At 60.8% G+C, this 16,349-nt stretch carries 15 protein-coding genes; 9 read left to right on the top strand and 6 right to left on the bottom strand.

The annotated features are described in order from the left end of the window. Positions 1–89 precede the first annotated feature (89 nt). Positions 90–1,145 (bottom strand): haloacid dehalogenase-like hydrolase, encoded by a 1,056-nt coding sequence (locus tag NPS29_RS22415; protein WP_274135179.1) that lies wholly within the window; start codon positions 1,143–1,145, stop codon positions 90–92. A gap of 228 nt (positions 1,146–1,373) precedes the next feature. After that, a complete protein-coding gene (locus NPS29_RS22410) occupies positions 1,374–1,886 on the bottom strand; it encodes a dihydrofolate reductase (RefSeq protein ID WP_274135178.1) in 513 nt (170 codons plus the stop codon). 185 nt (positions 1,887–2,071) lie between these two features. Between NPS29_RS22410 and NPS29_RS22405 the strand changes: the two genes are divergently transcribed. Both NPS29_RS22405 and NPS29_RS22400 read left to right on the top strand, forming a co-directional pair. Next, the gene (locus NPS29_RS22405) at positions 2,072–3,451 is read left to right on the top strand and encodes a DUF2868 domain-containing protein (RefSeq protein WP_274135177.1); all 1,380 of its coding nucleotides are present in this window, start codon (positions 2,072–2,074) and stop codon (positions 3,449–3,451) included. After that, a complete protein-coding gene (locus NPS29_RS22400; RefSeq protein WP_274135176.1) occupies positions 3,444–4,829 on the top strand; it encodes a GTPase/DUF3482 domain-containing protein in 1,386 nt (461 codons plus the stop codon). Before NPS29_RS22405 ends, NPS29_RS22400 begins: the two co-directional genes overlap by 8 nt. A 99-nt stretch (positions 4,830–4,928) precedes the next feature. Here NPS29_RS22400 and NPS29_RS22395 read toward each other — a convergent pair whose 3' ends face one another. Both NPS29_RS22395 and NPS29_RS22390 read right to left on the bottom strand, forming a co-directional pair. Next, positions 4,929–5,492 carry a phosphonate degradation HD-domain oxygenase gene (locus tag NPS29_RS22395; protein WP_274135174.1) on the bottom strand — a complete coding sequence of 188 codons (564 nt, stop codon included), beginning with the start codon at positions 5,490–5,492 and terminating at the stop codon, positions 4,929–4,931. Next, the gene (locus tag NPS29_RS22390; protein ID WP_274135172.1) at positions 5,455–5,667 is read right to left on the bottom strand and encodes a hypothetical protein; all 213 of its coding nucleotides are present in this window, start codon (positions 5,665–5,667) and stop codon (positions 5,455–5,457) included. Before NPS29_RS22390 ends, NPS29_RS22395 begins: the two co-directional genes overlap by 38 nt. Between NPS29_RS22390 and NPS29_RS22385 the strand changes: the two genes are divergently transcribed. Further along, positions 5,666–6,121, top strand: a complete 456-nt coding sequence (locus tag NPS29_RS22385; RefSeq protein ID WP_274135170.1) for a YkgJ family cysteine cluster protein — start codon at positions 5,666–5,668, stop codon at positions 6,119–6,121. The genes NPS29_RS22390 and NPS29_RS22385 overlap by 2 nt on opposite strands. A 214-nt stretch (positions 6,122–6,335) precedes the next feature. On the opposite strand, the gene typA is transcribed toward NPS29_RS22385, so the two are convergent. Further along, positions 6,336–8,156: a translational GTPase TypA gene (gene typA / locus NPS29_RS22380; RefSeq protein WP_274135169.1), complete on the bottom strand. Its 1,821-nt coding sequence runs from the start codon at positions 8,154–8,156 to the stop codon at positions 6,336–6,338. 141 nt (positions 8,157–8,297) lie between these two features. Next, entirely contained in the window at positions 8,298–9,752 is a 1,455-nt protein-coding gene (gene thiI / locus NPS29_RS22375; protein WP_274135167.1) for a tRNA uracil 4-sulfurtransferase ThiI, read from the bottom strand. A 331-nt stretch (positions 9,753–10,083) separates the two neighbouring features. Between thiI and glnA the strand changes: the two genes are divergently transcribed. The 6 genes from glnA (at position 10,084) to ntrC (ending at position 16,341) form a co-directional block, all read left to right on the top strand. Next, the gene (gene glnA, locus NPS29_RS22370; protein WP_274135166.1) at positions 10,084–11,490 is read left to right on the top strand and encodes a glutamate--ammonia ligase; all 1,407 of its coding nucleotides are present in this window, start codon (positions 10,084–10,086) and stop codon (positions 11,488–11,490) included. Between the two features lie 186 nt (positions 11,491–11,676). Beyond that, complete coding sequence (locus NPS29_RS22365; RefSeq protein ID WP_274135165.1) at positions 11,677–12,243, top strand: chorismate mutase; 567 nt, start codon at positions 11,677–11,679, stop codon at positions 12,241–12,243. A 119-nt stretch (positions 12,244–12,362) separates the two neighbouring features. After that, positions 12,363–12,887, top strand: a complete 525-nt coding sequence (locus tag NPS29_RS22360; protein ID WP_274135164.1) for a DUF4124 domain-containing protein — start codon at positions 12,363–12,365, stop codon at positions 12,885–12,887. Beyond that, positions 12,871–13,515: a DUF4124 domain-containing protein gene (locus NPS29_RS22355; RefSeq protein WP_274135163.1), complete on the top strand. Its 645-nt coding sequence runs from the start codon at positions 12,871–12,873 to the stop codon at positions 13,513–13,515. Before NPS29_RS22360 ends, NPS29_RS22355 begins: the two co-directional genes overlap by 17 nt. 307 nt (positions 13,516–13,822) lie before the next feature. After that, the gene (glnL, locus tag NPS29_RS22350; RefSeq protein WP_274135162.1) at positions 13,823–14,908 is read left to right on the top strand and encodes a nitrogen regulation protein NR(II); all 1,086 of its coding nucleotides are present in this window, start codon (positions 13,823–13,825) and stop codon (positions 14,906–14,908) included. After that, positions 14,905–16,341, top strand: a complete 1,437-nt coding sequence (gene ntrC / locus NPS29_RS22345) for a nitrogen regulation protein NR(I) (RefSeq protein ID WP_274135160.1) — start codon at positions 14,905–14,907, stop codon at positions 16,339–16,341. The genes glnL and ntrC overlap by 4 nt, the downstream gene beginning before the upstream one ends. The last annotated feature ends 8 nt before the right edge of the window (positions 16,342–16,349 follow it).

Genomic DNA, 16,349 nt, shown 5'->3' with positions numbered 1-16,349 from the left:
TTCATCTGAACCTGACACACCGCCATCGCGAGCAAGCTCACTCCTACAGGTCTTTCGTGGGTCAAAATGTTGCGGAGGAATGACGTGACTTACTGAATCTCGTCAGGCTTGACGATCACCCAGTTCTTGTCCGCTGTCACCGGCAGCCCTTCCTTGGCCTGAGCCTCGGCGTTGGTCTTCATCATGCCGTTGAGCTGGGTCATGTACTTGTCCTTGCGATTGACCCACAGGTGAATCCCGCCCTTGTTGACGTCAACACCGTGGAACAGCATGTAGCCGTCGCTGCTCGGCGTATCCCCACCCACCAGCACCGGTTTTTTCCACTGATCGATATAGGTCAGGATCGCCGCCTGCTTGCCAGCCATCCAGGTGGCGGGGGTCCAGAGGTACGGAGTCAGTTCAAGGCCCAGGTTGGCCTTCTCGTCGTACTTGCCGGCGCTGATCTGCTTGCGCGCGGTGGTCAGCTCGCCGGTGTCGCGGTTCTTCAGCAGCGTGGTCACGCCGATGACGTTCTGCGGTTTGACGTTGTAGCCGTACTTCGGATCGGAGGCGACCATGCGCACCAGCTCCTCGGACGCGGCGGTCATGACGTAGACCTCGATGCCGTTCTCCATCAGCTTGTTGTACAGCTCGGCCTGGCCGGTGAAGACCTTCGGCGGCTGGACTTCGATGGTCTTGACCACGTCACCTTCGTAATAGGTGCTCGGCACCGGCTTGCCGGATGCCATCAGCTCGTCGACGTAGCCTTTGAGTTCCTTAAGGGTGAAGCCGGAGAACACCTGCGCGACCCATGGATAGCAGACCATGTCGTCGATTTCACAGAGGCGGTAGTAATAGCTGAACAGGCTTTCCTTGTGGTCGGCCGTATCTTTGAACGGAATCAGTTTGAGGGAAGGATCAAGCTTTTCGCGGGTAATCAGCCCTTTGTTTTCCATGAACGGCAGCAGCGACTCTTCCAGATCGTAGCGATAGCTGGTGTTGTCCATGTCGAAGACTGCGAAATTACCCTTGTTGGCATTTGCCGCAATCATGGCGTTCAACTGCTTGGCGGCAGGCTCGGGCCAGTGCTTGAGTTCGGTAGAAAACGCCTGCCCGGCAAGGCCCAGGCAGAGTGCGGCGGCCAACAGTTTTGGTACGAAATTCATAACGGTTTCCTCCCCTTTATTAATTCGAGGAGGGACCGTACCAAAAAGCCATGACTGTTTGAAAACGTCAGCGACCGTGCGCGTTCTGATGGCGTCATGTTGCGCGCTGATCGCGACAGATGACACAAAAACGACATATTTGTTACGGAACAAACAGCATCGCGAGCAAGCTCACTCCTACAGGATCTACGCAAGCCCTGTAGGAGTGAGCTTGCTCGCGATTGCTTTTTAACAGCGCTCCCACACCTCAAAGTTGTACGCAGGCTTGCCATCCACCGCCGGGTTTTCAACGTTGGAAACCAGCTTCCACTGCGCCTGATCGAACTCGGGAAACCACGCATCGCCTTCGGGGCTGAGCGCGACGCGAGTCAGGTACAGACGATCTGCCTGCGCCAACCCCTGCGCGTACAACTGCGCGCCGCCGATCAGCATCACTTCATCAACGCCCTGCTCCGTCGCCCACTCTTCGGCGCGGGCCACGGCGGCCTCAAGCGAGGTAAAGACTTCAGCGCCTTCCAGCTTCAGATCGGCTTGGCGAGTCACCACGATGTTCAGACGACCCGGCAACGGGCGACCGAGCGAATCCCAGGTCTTGCGGCCCATGATGATCGGCTTGCCCAGGGTGGTGGCCTTGAAATACTTGAAATCCCCCGGCAGATGCCAGGGCATGGAATTGTCGACACCGATCACACGGTTTTCACCGAGGGCGGCAATCAGGCTGAGGGGGAGATGTTTGTTCATGGCGGCGAGGATAGCAGAGTCCGCCCCGGCCTATCGCGAGCAAGCTCACTCCTACAGGATCACCGCACCCCTGTAGGAGTGAGCTTGCTCGCGATAACGGTTGTCCAAGCACCACGAGCCCCCTTGCCTGCGCGCTTGCGCCACAACGGTTATGCTCACCCTTGATTTCACCAACGAGACGCCGCGTGACTGCACTGACCCCACTCGATGAACTCTGGCTGACCGAAGCCGTGCGCCTGCGTGAACAATATGCAGGACCTCTTGAGGATGACGAAGCGACTCGCCGCGCCCGTGCCGGCGATGGCGACCTGCTTTCCCGAATCAAACATCGCGCCCTGTGGCTGGCCGAGCGCGACGGCATGCTCGCGGCCCTGCGCCACTGGAAACAGGGCGCTCGGCTGGCGCTGATCCTGCTGGCGCTCTTCGCTGTCGTCAGCGGCGCTGGCCTTGCGTTCGCAGCGCTGGGCAATGGCCAGGCACCGGTCAATGTGTTCTGGGCCCTGGGCAGCCTGCTGGGCCTTGACCTGATCCTGTTGATCGGCTGGGCGCTGGGCCTGATCTTCGCAGGCGAAGGCGCCGCCAGCCTTGGGCGGCTCTGGCTGTGGCTGAGTGAAAAACTCGCCCGCGATGCCCAGGCCGCGCAACTGGCCCCGGCGCTGATTCTGCTGCTGCAACGCAAGCGCCTGAATCGCTGGCTGCTGGGCACCTGCGTCAATGGCCTGTGGCTGCTCGCTCTAACGAGTGCGCTGACACTGCTGCTGTTGCTGATGGCGACCCGGCGCTATGGCTTCGTCTGGGAAACCACGATCCTGGGTAGCGACACCTTCGTCACCCTCACTCAAGGGCTCGGCACCCTGCCCTCGCTGCTGGGTTTCAGCGTGCCAAGCGAGGCGATGATCCGCGCCAGCGGCGACACGGCACTGGTGGTCGAAAACGCTCGTCAGTCTTGGGCAGCATGGCTGGTGGGCGTGCTGGTGGTGTACGGCATCGCGCCTCGCTTGCTGCTCACGCTGTTGTGCTACGGACGCTGGCGCAGCGGTCGCAAACACCTGACCCTAGACTTGAGCGAACCCGGTTTCGTCGAGCTGCGGGAACGGTTGATGCCCAGCAGCGAGCGGCTGGGGGTCAACGATGCTGCGCCTGCCCAATTGCATCAGGTCACCAGCGGTCCCCCTGCGGCGCAAAGCGAAGGCGCGTTGCTGGTGGCCATAGAGCTGGACGAGCAACGCCCCTGGCCGCCCAAGCTGCCCAAAGGCATCGCCGACGCCGGGATTCTCGACAGCCGGGAATCGCGCCGCAACCTGCTCGATCAACTGACCCGCTATCCGCCGGCACGCCTGGCGATTGCCTGCGACCCTCGCCGCTCGCCGGATCGCGGCAGTCTTGCACTGATCGCCGAGCTGGCTCGCTGCGCCAGCGCCACCCGCATCTGGCTCCTGCCCGCACCGGTGGGTGAAGCGCTGGATGCCGACCGGTTGAGTGACTGGCACAGCGCACTGCAACAACAGGAACTGCACTGGGCCGACAGCGCGCCGCTGACCTGGCTGGAGACCGGACATGACTGACAAAGCCAGCTACCGTCCGCTGAAACTCGCAGTGGTCGGGCACACCAACGTCGGCAAGACCTCGCTGCTGCGTACCCTGACCCGCGACGTCGGGTTTGGCGAAGTGAGCCATCGCCCCAGCACCACCCGCCATGTGGAAGGCGCACGTTTGTCGGTGGACGGCCAGGCGCTGCTGGAGCTGTACGACACGCCGGGCCTGGAAGACGCCATCGCCCTGCTCGACTACCTCGAACGCCTGGATCGCCCGGGCGAACGCCTCGACGGCCCGGCACGCCTGGCGCGCTTTCTCGACGGCAGCGAAGCCCGCCAGCGTTTCGAACAGGAAGCCAAGGTGCTGCGCCAATTGCTGGCGTCGGACGCGGGCCTGTACGTGATCGACGCCCGGGAGCCGGTGCTGGCCAAATACCGTGACGAGCTGGCCGTCCTCGCCAGTTGTGGCAAACCGCTGTTGCCGGTGCTGAATTTCGTCAGCAGCGCACAGCACCGCGAGCCAGACTGGCGCGAAGCCTTGGCGCGCCTCGGGCTGCACGCGCTGGTGCGCTTCGACAGCGTCGCCCCGCCCGAGGATGGAGAGCGGCGCTTGTATGAAAGCCTGGCGCTGTTGCTGGAAAACTCGCGCGGGCAGCTGGAACGGCTGATTCTCGACCAGCAGGCCCAGCGTGAAGTGCGTCGGCACAGTGCGGCACGGTTGATCGCCGAGTTGCTGCTCGATTGCGCGGCCTGTCGACGCAGTGTCGCCAGCGAGCCCGACCAGGTGCAGCGCGCCGTCGACGACCTGCGCAAGGGCGTGCGCCAGCGGGAACAGCGCTGCGTCGAATCGCTGCTCAAGCTGTACGCGTTCAGGCGCGAGGACGCTTCGGCCAGCGACTTGCCGTTGATGGACGGGCGCTGGGGTGATGATCTGTTCAACCCTGAAACGCTCAAGTTGCTGGGCGTGCGCGTAGGCAGCGGCATCGCGGCCGGGGCGGCGGCAGGCTTGGGCGTGGACGTGCTGGTCGGCGGCATCACTCTGGGCGCCGCAGCGCTGGTGGGCGCCATCGCCGGGGGCGCCCTGCAGACCGCCCGCAGTTACGGCGGCCGGCTGCTCGGCAAGCTCAAGGGCCAGCGCGAACTGACGGTGGACGATGCGGTGCTGCGCCTGCTGGCCCTGCGTCAACGCCAACTGCTCGCAGCGCTTGAAGCCCGCGGCCACGCGGCGATGGACAGCATCAAGCTGGACACCCCGCAGGACAAATCCTGGCGCGAAGGCAAACTGCCGGACGCCCTGCACAAGGCACGGGCGCATCCGCAATGGTCGTCGCTCAACCCCCACGCCAGGCTGAACCATGCCGAGCGGCAGGAGCAGGTGGAGGCGTTGGCAAAATCCGTGGTGCCATGAGGTCCACGTAGCAGCACGGCTTGCCGGCGGGACCGGTGTGTCAGGTGAAGCATATTTGTCTGGCACACCGCCCCGCCGGCAAGCCGTGCTGCTACGGGGTTATGCCGCCAACAGGGCCAGGGCCTTTTCCTTCAGGATTTTCAGATCGATCACCGGCACGTTCAGCTCTTTCGCCATCTCGTCCCACTGCCGCATTCGCAGGCTGACATCACACAGCGGGTCTTTCTCGAACGCATCTGCCTCGGCCTCGCTCATCACGCCGCCCTGATATTCCAGGGTACGGCGGCTGGCTTCGCTCAGTTGCGCGTAGTAACCGGGCTGGCGCAGCGTCAGGTAGCGCTTGGCCTGAACGTGATACTCCACCAGTTTGGCGAGGCGTTCGCTGAAGCCGCATTTGCGCAGGTAATCGGCGCCCACCCGCTCATGACTGGCCACGCCATAGCCGCCCATGCTCGCAGCGTCGAGGTCGTGGTCGCAGATGTGACCGATGTCATGGAAGAACGCCGCCAGCACCACTTCGTCGTCGTAGCCTTCGATCATCGCCAACTGCGCGGACTGTGACATGTGCTCGATCTGCGACACCGGCTCGCCGATGTAATCGTCGCTGCCGCGCTGTACGTACAGATCAAAAACCTCGTTGACCACCTGTTGAGCCTGTTGCATAAGCCACCCTCGATCCGATAATGCTTGCCTGTGCGCGCACACTACGCTGGCTGTATTGCGATGCCGTGGCAACAATGCCAGACCTGCCGATAGTCGCATCGATCATTTTGCGATAGGGGAAATGCGCGGCGCCCGGTATGATCGCGCGCCCGATACACCCGGAATCCATTTTCATGAAACCCACCCTGATCGCCGCCGCTGAACTCGACCGCCTGGAGACCTGGCAGAAATACTCCAGCCACATGTGCGGAGGCTGCATTTCCAGCTGCTGCACGTTGCCTGTCGAGGCGAAGATCAAGGACCTGATTCGTATCGGGGTGGTCGATGAGTTCGAAATGGGTGACAACCCGAAGAACATCGCCAAGCGCTTGCAGAAGGAAGGCATTATCGAGCGATTCAACCAGAAGTCGGGCATCTTCACGTTGCAGCGCATGAGCAACAACGACTGCCTGTACCTGGATCGCAAGAGCCGCCTGTGCACCATCTACGACAAGCGCCCCGACACTTGCCGCAACCACCCCAAGATCGGCCCGCGCCCGGGTTACTGCGCGTACAAGCCCAAGGAAGTGGTTCGCGAGAGCAGCGGTACGCTGAATTCGAACTCCGGCCGGGTGCCGTTGAAGTTCTGACGCCCGCGTGCGCACTCCCGCGACTGACGGGGAACTGTGGGAGCGAGCTTGCTCGCGAAGGGATTGATCAGCCGCCGAAATTGCGCTGACAGCACGGACGTCTTCGCGAGCAAGCTCGCTCCCACAAAGACCTCGCAACATTCAGCCTTATGCCACACAAACAAAAACGCCCCCGGCCTTTCGACCGGGGGCGTTTTCGTTCAGCCGGGGCTAATTAAGCCTTGGCTTTCTTGGCAGCGCGGGTACGCTCGCTTTCGTCCAGGATCTTCTTGCGAAGACGGATGGACTTAGGAGTGACTTCGCACAGCTCGTCTTCCTGGATGTATTCCAGAGCCTGTTCCAGGGTGAAGCGAACAGGTGGTACCAGAGCGATGGTTTCGTCTTTACCCGAAGCACGCATGTTGTCGAGCTTCTTGCCTTTGGTTGGGTTTACACCCAGGTCGTTGTCACGGGAGTTCTGACCAACGATCTGACCGTTGTAGATCTCCTGGCCGTGTTCAACGAACAGCTTGCCGCGAGCCTGCAGGGTTTCCAGGGAATAGGTCAGTGCCTTGCCGGTTTCAACCGAAACCAGAACGCCGTTCTGACGGCCGGACATGTGGCCCGACTTCACTGGAGCGTAGCGATCGAAGATCGAGGTCAGGATGCCAGCACCGTTGGTCAGGGTCAGGAACTGGTTACGGAAACCGATCAGACCGCGAGCAGGGATGTTGTATTCCAGACGAACACGGCCCTTGCCATCCGGCACCATGTTGCTCAGGTCGCCTTTACGCAGACCCATCTCTTCCATGACCTTGCCCTGGGATTCTTCAGGGATGTCGATGGTGACGTTTTCGAACGGTTCCTGCTTCACGCCGTCAACTTCACGGATGATCACTTCAGGACGGCCCAGGGCCAGCTCGAAGCCTTCGCGACGCATGGTTTCGATCAGTACCGACAGGTGCAGCTCACCACGGCCGGAAACCTTGAACTTGTCAGCCGAGTCGCCTTCTTCAACGCGCAGTGCGACGTTGTACAGCAGCTCTTTGTCCAGACGGTCCTTGATGTTACGGGACGTCACGAACTTGCCTTCTTTACCGCAGAATGGCGAGTCGTTGACCTGGAAGGTCATGGAAACGGTTGGCTCGTCAACGGTCAGAGGCTTCATCGCCTCGACGGTGTTGATGTCGCACAGGGTGTCGGAGATGAACAGCTCGTCGAAACCGCTGATGCAGACGATGTCGCCGGCAGCTGCTTCTTCAACGTCCACACGGTGCAGACCGTGGTGACCCATCAGCTTCAGGATACGACCGTTGCGGCGCTTGCCGTCGGCGCTGATAGCGACAACCGGGGTGTTTGGCTTGACGCGACCACGAGCGATACGGCCAACACCGATAACACCCAGGAAGCTGTTGTAGTCCAGAGCGGAGATCTGCATCTGGAACGCGCCGTCACGGTCAACGGCTGGCGCTGGAACGTGGTCGACAACCGCTTGGTACAGCGCGGTCATGTCTTCGCCCATTTCGGTGTGGTCCAGACCGGCAATGCCGTTCAGGGCCGAGGCGTAGACGACTTTGAAGTCCAGCTGTTCGTCGGTGGCACCCAGGTTGTCGAACAGGTCGAAGATCTGGTCCAGAACCCAGTCAGGACGCGCGCCCGGACGGTCAACCTTGTTGATCACGACGATCGGCTTCAGACCGGCTTCGAAAGCCTTCTTGGTCACGAAACGGGTTTGCGGCATAGGGCCGTCTTGAGCGTCGACCAGCAGCAGAACGGAGTCGACCATCGACATCACGCGCTCTACTTCACCGCCGAAGTCGGCGTGGCCAGGGGTGTCGACGATGTTGATGTGGTAGCCATTCCAGTTGATCGCGGTGTTCTTCGCGAGAATGGTAATACCGCGCTCTTTTTCCTGGTCGTTGGAGTCCATCACGCGTTCGTCGTTGAGCTCGTTGCGCTCAAGAGTGCCGGACTGACGCAGGAGCTTGTCGACGAGGGTAGTCTTACCATGGTCAACGTGAGCAATGATGGCGATGTTACGTAGATTTTCGATCACTTGTGTATCTCGATCAGAGGATTCGGTGAGCTGACTGATTGTAGACAGCTATGAAAGCGAACAACCGGCGAAAGCCGTTACGGCTGACGACTGGTGTCGGGGGGCCGGTGACGCAAGCCACAGGCAAACAGCCCCGGGCACTTAGCTCGGTCGATAAACGCGCACATTGGCATGCCCCTCACTGAGCAGATGGTGAGCATGCAGGCGACTCATGACGCCTTTGTCGCAATAGAGCAGGTACTGGCGCGTGTCATCCAGTTCCTTGAAACGGCTGTTCAATGCAAAGAACGGCAGCGTTTGTACTTCGATGCCTGCCAGCTCCAGCGGGCGGTCTTCGGCTTCATCCGGGTGACGGATGTCGATGACCACTTGTCCGGCCAGGGCCTGGCTGACTTCCTCGACCTGGACGTCCTGGCCCAACTCCTCGATCACGCGGTCGATGGGCACCAGACGGGCGTTTTCGAGCGCACGCTCGAGCACGGCCATGTCGAACTCTTTTTCTTCATGCTCGACGCGGTGGCGCTTGGCTGCCGTTTTCGGGTTCACCGAAATCACGCCGCAGTATTCAGGCATGTGGCGGGCAAAAGCGCCGGTGCCGATCTGATCGGCCTCATCGATGATGTCCTGCTTGTGACTGGCGATCAGCGGGCGCAAGACCAGCTTTTCCGTCACGCAATCGATGACCGACAGGTTGGGCAGCGTCTGGCTGGACACCTGGGAAATCGCCTCGCCGGTGACCAGCGCGTCGATTTCCAGCCGGTCGGCAATATTGGTCGCAGCGCGCAACATCATACGCTTCAATACTACGCCCATATGACTGTTATCGACTTTTCCGAGAATTTCTCCCAGAACTTCCTCGAACGGTACGCTGACGAACAGCACGCGCTGGGAACTGCCGTACTTCTTCCAGATGAAGTGCGCGACTTCCATCACGCCCAGCTCGTGGGCCCTGCCGCCCAGGTTGAAGAAGCAGAAATGGCTCATCAGGCCGCGGCGCATCACGTGGTAAGCCGCAACCGTGGAGTCGAAACCGCCGGACATCAATACCAGGGTCTGCTCCAGCGAGCCCAGCGGGTAACCGCCGATGCTGTTGTGCTGGCTGTGGATCACGTACAGGCGCTGGTCGCGGACTTCGATCCGCACCTCGACCTCAGGGTCCTTGAGGGAGATGCCGGCCGCACCGCACTCGCGGCGCAGCTTGCTGCCCACGTAACGCTCGACGTCCATGGAGCTGAAGTCATGGTGGCCGCCGCGCTTGCAGCGTACCGAGAAAATCTTGCCGGGCAGGGCATCGCCGAAATGCAGTTTGCACTTCTCATAGATGTCGTCCATGTCGCCCAGCGGGTACTGATCGACCTGCAGGAAATGCGCAATGCCGGGCATGCAGCTCAGGCGCTCGGTCATTTCGTGCAAGATCTTCGCGTCCTCGACCCTGGTTTCGACCTCGAGGTTGTCCCACACGCCATCGACCACCAGCGCCGGGTCCAGATCACGGAGCACGGTGCGGATGTTCTTGGCCAGCTGCTTGATGAAGCGCTTGCGTACAGGCCGGCTTTTGATGGTGATTTCCGGGAAAACTTTAACGATTAGTTTCATGAAAACAGCGCGCGAGGTGCCGGTCGAAAAAGGGGGGCGCGGATTATAGCGGAAATTGCTCAAGGTTTGACCAACTATCTCACAGCCGATCATCAGCGCACCAAAATGGCACTGTATACAATCCATGAGCACCAATAAGGTGCATCGATTTTCACAATTGCGACGTTTAACGCCCTAAAACAGGTGGTTTTCGCGGAAAAACCCATGACGGGGCACTGGCATGCAAATTGCTCCCTTGTGAGGCAGGTTGCCTTGGCCGACTATTCGCGCCCGGCATCACCCAAATTTAAGGGCCCACAACTACCCGCCCTAATCCACCCCGGAGGACAACATGTCGAAGTCGGTTCAACTCATCAAAGATCATGACGTTAAGTGGATTGATCTGCGCTTCACGGACACCAAAGGTACTCAGCACCACGTGACCATGCCTGCTCGCGATGCGCTGGAAGATGACTTCTTTGAAGTCGGCAAAATGTTCGACGGTTCGTCCATCTCCGGCTGGAAAGGCATCGAAGCCTCCGACATGATCCTGCTGCCAGACGACGAAACTGCCGTTCTGGACCCGTTCACCGAAGAGCCGACCCTGATCCTGGTTTGCGACATCATCGAACCTTCGACCATGCAAGGTTACGACCGCGACCCACGCGCCATCGCTCACCGCGCCGAAGAGTACCTGAAGACCACCGGTATCGGTGACACCGTATTCGCAGGCCCAGAGCCAGAATTCTTCATCTTCGACGAAGTGAAGTTCAAGTCCGACATCTCCGGCTCCATGTTCAAGATCTTCTCCGAACAAGGCTCCTGGATGTCCGACGCTGACATCGAAGGCGGCAACAAAGGCCACCGTCCAGGCGTCAAGGGTGGTTACTTCCCAGTTCCTCCGTTCGACCACGACCACGAAATCCGCACCGCAATGTGCAACGCCCTGGAAGAAATGGGCCAGGTCGTCGAAGTTCACCACCACGAAGTGGCAACCGCTGGTCAGAACGAAATCGGCACCCGCTTCAACACCCTGGTGAAGAAGGCTGACGAAGTTCAGACCCTGAAGTACGTTGTTCACAACGTTGCCGACGCTTACGGCCGCACCGCTACCTTCATGCCTAAGCCTCTGTACGGCGACAACGGCTCGGGTATGCACGTTCACATGTCCATCGCCAAAGATGGCAAGAATACCTTCGCTGGCGAAGGCTATGCCGGCCTGTCCGACACCGCTCTGTACTTCATCGGCGGTATCATCAAGCACGGTAAGGCACTGAACGGCTTCACCAACCCGTCGACCAACTCCTACAAGCGTCTGGTCCCAGGTTTCGAAGCTCCAGTAATGCTGGCCTACTCGGCTCGCAACCGTTCCGCCTCGATCCGCATTCCTTACGTCTCCAGCCCACGTGGCCGTCGTATCGAAGCTCGCTTCCCGGATCCGGCTGCCAACCCATACCTGGCTTTCGCAGCTCTGCTGATGGCCGGCCTGGACGGTATCCAGAACAAGATCCACCCAGGCGATGCTGCTGACAAAAACCTGTATGACCTGCCGCCTGAAGAGGCCAAAGAGATCCCACAAGTTTGCGGCAGCCTGAAAGAAGCCCTGGAAGAGCTGGACAAAGGCCGTGCGTTCCTGACCAAGGGCGGCGTTTTCAGCGACGACTTCATCGATGCCTACATCGCTCTGAAATCGGAAGAAGAAATCAAGGTTCGTACTTTCGTACACCCACTGGAATACGAGCTGTACTACAGCTGCTGATCCCAGTCGCGCCAGCGCAAGCTGCGTGAACAAGAGGCCTCCTTCGGGAGGCCTTTTTCATGCCTGCGATTTTGTCAGGAGCATAAAAAGCGCAATCAAGGGCAATATCCTGATACCGCACGCTCACCCAATGATTCGGCAATAATCGCCAGCACGACCCGCGTCTCCCCCATCAAGGACTTCGACATGCTCAAGCCCCTCGCCTTCTTCCTCACGACCCTGCCATTGATGTCAGGCTGCGCCACTACAACCTCGCCAGTGCCCGCGCCGGCCTCGTTACGGCCCCTGATTGAAGCCGTGGGCCAGCGGGCGGACGTGGCCAACGATGTCGCGCTGAGCAAGTGGTACAGCGGCAAGGCCGTGCAGGACAGCGAGCGCGAGCAGCAGGTGATCCTCAATGCCGAAAATCAGGCCACGACCTACGGGTTGGCCAAGGACGATGTACGTCGCTTCATGACCGCGCAAATCGAAGCCAACAAGCAGGTGCAGTACGCCCGCATCGCCCAGTGGCACGCGACCGCCCAGGTTCCCGCCGAGCCTGCCGCCAGCGCCTTTCAAGGTATTCGCGCCCGTCTCGACACCCTGCAACCGGTGATGATGCAGAAGTACGCAGCCTTTCTGCCCTGGCAACATGACGCCGCCTGCCCGGACTGGGTACAGGCGGAAATACACCGTCACACATCCGACCCGATCATCGTGACCGCAATGCAGACCGCCACGGCTACCCTGTGCAGTGCACCCGGCAAAGCCTGAGTCCAGGCTCGCCGCGAATGACACGATCGCCACGCTTTGCTCTATGCTGGCGCCTGTGCCGCGCGTCGTACGTGCGCGGCACAACCAGTCGTTCTCCTGATCGTGGTACTGGAGCAGTCATGCGTCAAAGCCTTGCCCTTTTGCTGCTGTTTTTAGCCTTGCCCGCCGTCGCGCAGATCTACAAGTACACCGACGCCAACGGCAACACGGCGTACACCAATCAGCCGCCCGATGGCATCAAGGCCCAGACGGTGGATCTGCCGCCGCTCAACAGCGTGCCCACCAACACGCCACCGGCCCCGTCCGGTGCGTCTGCGCCACAGGGCCAGGCTCCGCAGAACACAGCGGCCTATCAGGTGCTCGCCTTGACCGACCTGCCCACCGAGGAGGCGCTGCGGGCCAACAACGGCAATTTCACCGTTGGCGTGGCGATTCAGCCGCGCCTGCAACAGGGCCATCTGCTGCAACTGATCATCGACGGCAAGCCTTACGGCCAGCCGACCAACGTGCCGCGCATGCAGGTGATGGAAATCGACCGTGGCGAACACAGTCTCTCGGTGGCAGTACTCCAGGGCAACCAGGCGATCCAGCAAAGCCAGACCATCAACCTGACAGTGCAGCGGGTCCATGTCGGCAAGCCTTGATGTGAAGCGATTCGGAACAGTCCTCGTCTGCCTGCTGATGCTCTGCTGCCAACTGGCCGTGGCCGATGTGTACACCTACGTCGATGCCGAGGGGAACCGGGTCTACACCGATCAGCCCCACCGTGGCGCGAAGAAGGTCGATATCGCCCCCAGCAACCAGATCAAGGCTGCCCCCAAGGCCCCTCGCCAGGCAGCCAGCAGCAAACCGCAACCCGGGCCGCTGTTTCGTTACCAGTTGCTGCGCATTCTCGCCCCGGAACCGGACAGCACCATCCGGGACATCCAGGGCAACCTGATCGTGACCGTCACCAACGATCCCGAACTGCAACCTCGCCACACCTACCGCCTCTTGCTGGACGGCAAGACCTTCAGCGAGCAGGGACGCAGCCCGGTGTTCCCGATGACCAACATCGACCGCGGCACCCACCAACTGTCCATCGAAATAGTCGACGAGTTTGGGCGGGTGGTCGAGCGCACGCCCAATCAACCTTTCCATATGGTGCGCATCTCGCTGGCGCAGAAGCGTCTGGCTCAACCGTGCAAGACGGACGACTACGGCGTGCGCCCCGAATGCCCGCTCAAGGACAAGCCGCCAGAAGAGAAAAGCAGCATCCTGCCTTTTTTCTAATGGCGCCCTTTTCAGGGTCTAAGCTCCAAAATGGTGCATAAGCTGAACGAACGACCTGACCAAAACACCATTTTGGGTCACAAATTGCGCCGCTCGGCCGCCCACTCGATCAAACGGTGCAGAAAAGGCCCGAAATGACTCGGCCAACGCTTCTTTTCGGAGCTTGGTTTGGTTTTTGCATTTTCCAGCGAATATGCGAGGAATACGCCCCTGAATCAGTGGCTTTTCCACGCTGGCCAAGACCAACCAGAGCCTGCACTTTCGGGCTTGCCCCAGTGCGATGTGCCAAAAGAGGTCAACGAGATTCATGACTATCAGCGATACGTTGCACCGACTGCTGCTCGACAACCTGACCACTGCCACGATTCTGCTCAATTCGGATCTGCGCCTTGAGTACATGAACCCGGCTGCCGAAATGCTGCTCGCCATCAGTGGCCAGCGCAGCCATGGGCAATTCATCAGCGAGCTGTTCACCGAATCCGCCGAAGCCTTGAGTTCGCTGCGTCAGGCGGTGGAGCAAGCCCATCCGTTCACCAAGCGCGAGGCGATGCTGACCGCGCTGACCGGCCAGACGCTGACGGTCGATTACGCCGTGACGCCGATCCTGTCCCAGGGCGAAACCCTGCTGTTGCTGGAAGTCCACCCTCGTGACCGCCTGCTGCGGATCACCAAGGAAGAGGCACAACTGTCCAAGCAGGAAACCACCAAGATGCTGGTGCGTGGCCTGGCTCACGAAATAAAGAACCCGCTGGGCGGGATTCGCGGCGCGGCACAACTGCTGTCCCGCGAGCTGCCCGATGAGGGCCTGAAGGACTACACCAACGTCATCATCGAAGAGGCCGACCGCCTGCGTAATCTGGTCGACCGCATGCTGGGTTCGAACAAGCTGCCTTCGCTGGCGATGACCAACGTCCACGAGGTGCTGGAGCGCGTCTGCAGCCTGGTGGAGGCCGAAAGCCAAGGCTGCATCACTTTGGTGCGCGATTATGACCCAAGCATTCCTGATGTATTGATCGACCGCGAGCAGATGATCCAGGCCGTGCTCAACATCGTGCGCAACGCGATGCAGGCCATCAGCGGGCAGAACGAGCTGCGCCTGGGCCGCATCAGCCTGCGCACCCGGGCCATGCGCCAGTTCACCATCGGCCACGTGCGCCATCGCCTGGTGAGCAAGATCGAAATCATCGACAACGGCCCCGGCATTCCCCAGGAACTTCAGGAAACCATTTTCTACCCAATGGTCAGCGGCCGCCCGGACGGTACCGGGCTGGGCCTTGCCATCACCCAGAACATTATCAGTCAGCACCAGGGGCTGATCGAGTGTGACAGCCATCCTGGCCACACCACTTTCTCGATCTTCCTGCCGCTGGAACAAGGAGCAGCTTCGACATGAGCCGTAGTGAAACTGTCTGGATCGTCGATGACGACCGTTCCATCCGCTGGGTACTGGAAAAGGCCTTGCAGCAAGAAGGCATGACCACGCAGAGCTTCGACAGCGCCGATGGCGTGATGAGCCGCCTGGCGCGCCAGCAGCCGGATGTCATCATCTCCGACATCCGCATGCCCGGCGCCAGCGGCCTGGATCTGCTGGCGCGTATCCGCGAACAGCACCCGCGCCTGCCGGTGATCATCATGACGGCGCATTCGGACCTGGACAGCGCGGTGGCGTCCTATCAAGGCGGCGCCTTCGAATACCTGCCCAAGCCGTTCGACGTCGATGAGGCAGTGGCGCTGGTCAAGCGCGCCAACCAGCACGCCCAGGAACAACAGGGCATGGACGTTGCGCCAACCCTGACCCGCACCCCGGAAATCATCGGCGAAGCGCCGGCGATGCAGGAAGTGTTTCGCGCCATCGGCCGCCTGAGCCACTCCAACATCACCGTGCTCATCAACGGTGAATCCGGCACTGGTAAAGAGCTGGTGGCCCATGCGCTGCATCGCCACAGCCCGCGTTCGGCCTCGCCGTTCATTGCCCTGAACATGGCGGCGATTCCGAAGGACCTGATGGAATCCGAGCTGTTCGGTCACGAAAAAGGCGCGTTCACCGGCGCTGCCAACCTGCGTCGCGGCCGTTTCGAACAGGCCGATGGCGGCACGCTGTTTCTCGATGAAATCGGCGACATGCCGGCCGACACCCAGACTCGCCTGCTGCGCGTCCTGGCTGACGGAGAGTTCTATCGCGTGGGCGGCCATGTGCCGGTCAAGGTCGATGTACGCATCATCGCCGCGACTCACCAGAATCTGGAAACCCTGGTGCAGGCCGGCAAATTCCGTGAGGACTTGTTTCACCGTCTGAACGTGATCCGCATCCACATTCCGCGCCTGTCGGACCGTCGCGAAGACATCCCGACCCTGGCCAAGCATTTCCTCAGCCGCGCGGCGCAGGAACTGGCGGTAGAGCCCAAGCTGCTCAAGGCCGAGACCGAGGAATACCTCAAGCACCTGCCATGGCCAGGCAACGTGCGCCAGCTGGAAAACACCTGCCGCTGGATCACGGTGATGGCGTCGGGTCGCGAAGTGCACATCAGCGACCTGCCACCTGAACTGCTGAGCCTGCCGCAAGACGCAGCGCCAGTGACCAACTGGGAGCAAGCACTGCGTCAATGGGCCGACCAGGCGCTGGCCCGCGGGCAGTCAAGCCTGCTGGACAGCGCCGTGCCGACCTTCGAACGCATCATGATCGAGACAGCTCTCAAGCACACCGCAGGCCGCCGTCGCGACGCCGCCGTGCTGCTGGGCTGGGGCCGCAACACCTTGACCCGCAAGATCAAGGAGCTAGGCATGAAGATCGATGGTGGGGATGATGACGAGGGGGATGAGGGTTAAGGCGTGAC

This window comes from Pseudomonas putida, from assembly GCF_028682175.1.
Taxonomy (GTDB): domain Bacteria; phylum Pseudomonadota; class Gammaproteobacteria; order Pseudomonadales; family Pseudomonadaceae; genus Aquipseudomonas; species Aquipseudomonas putida_AD.
The sequence above is the reverse complement of the archived record's forward strand: the minus strand, read 5'-3'. Positions and strand labels throughout refer to the sequence as shown.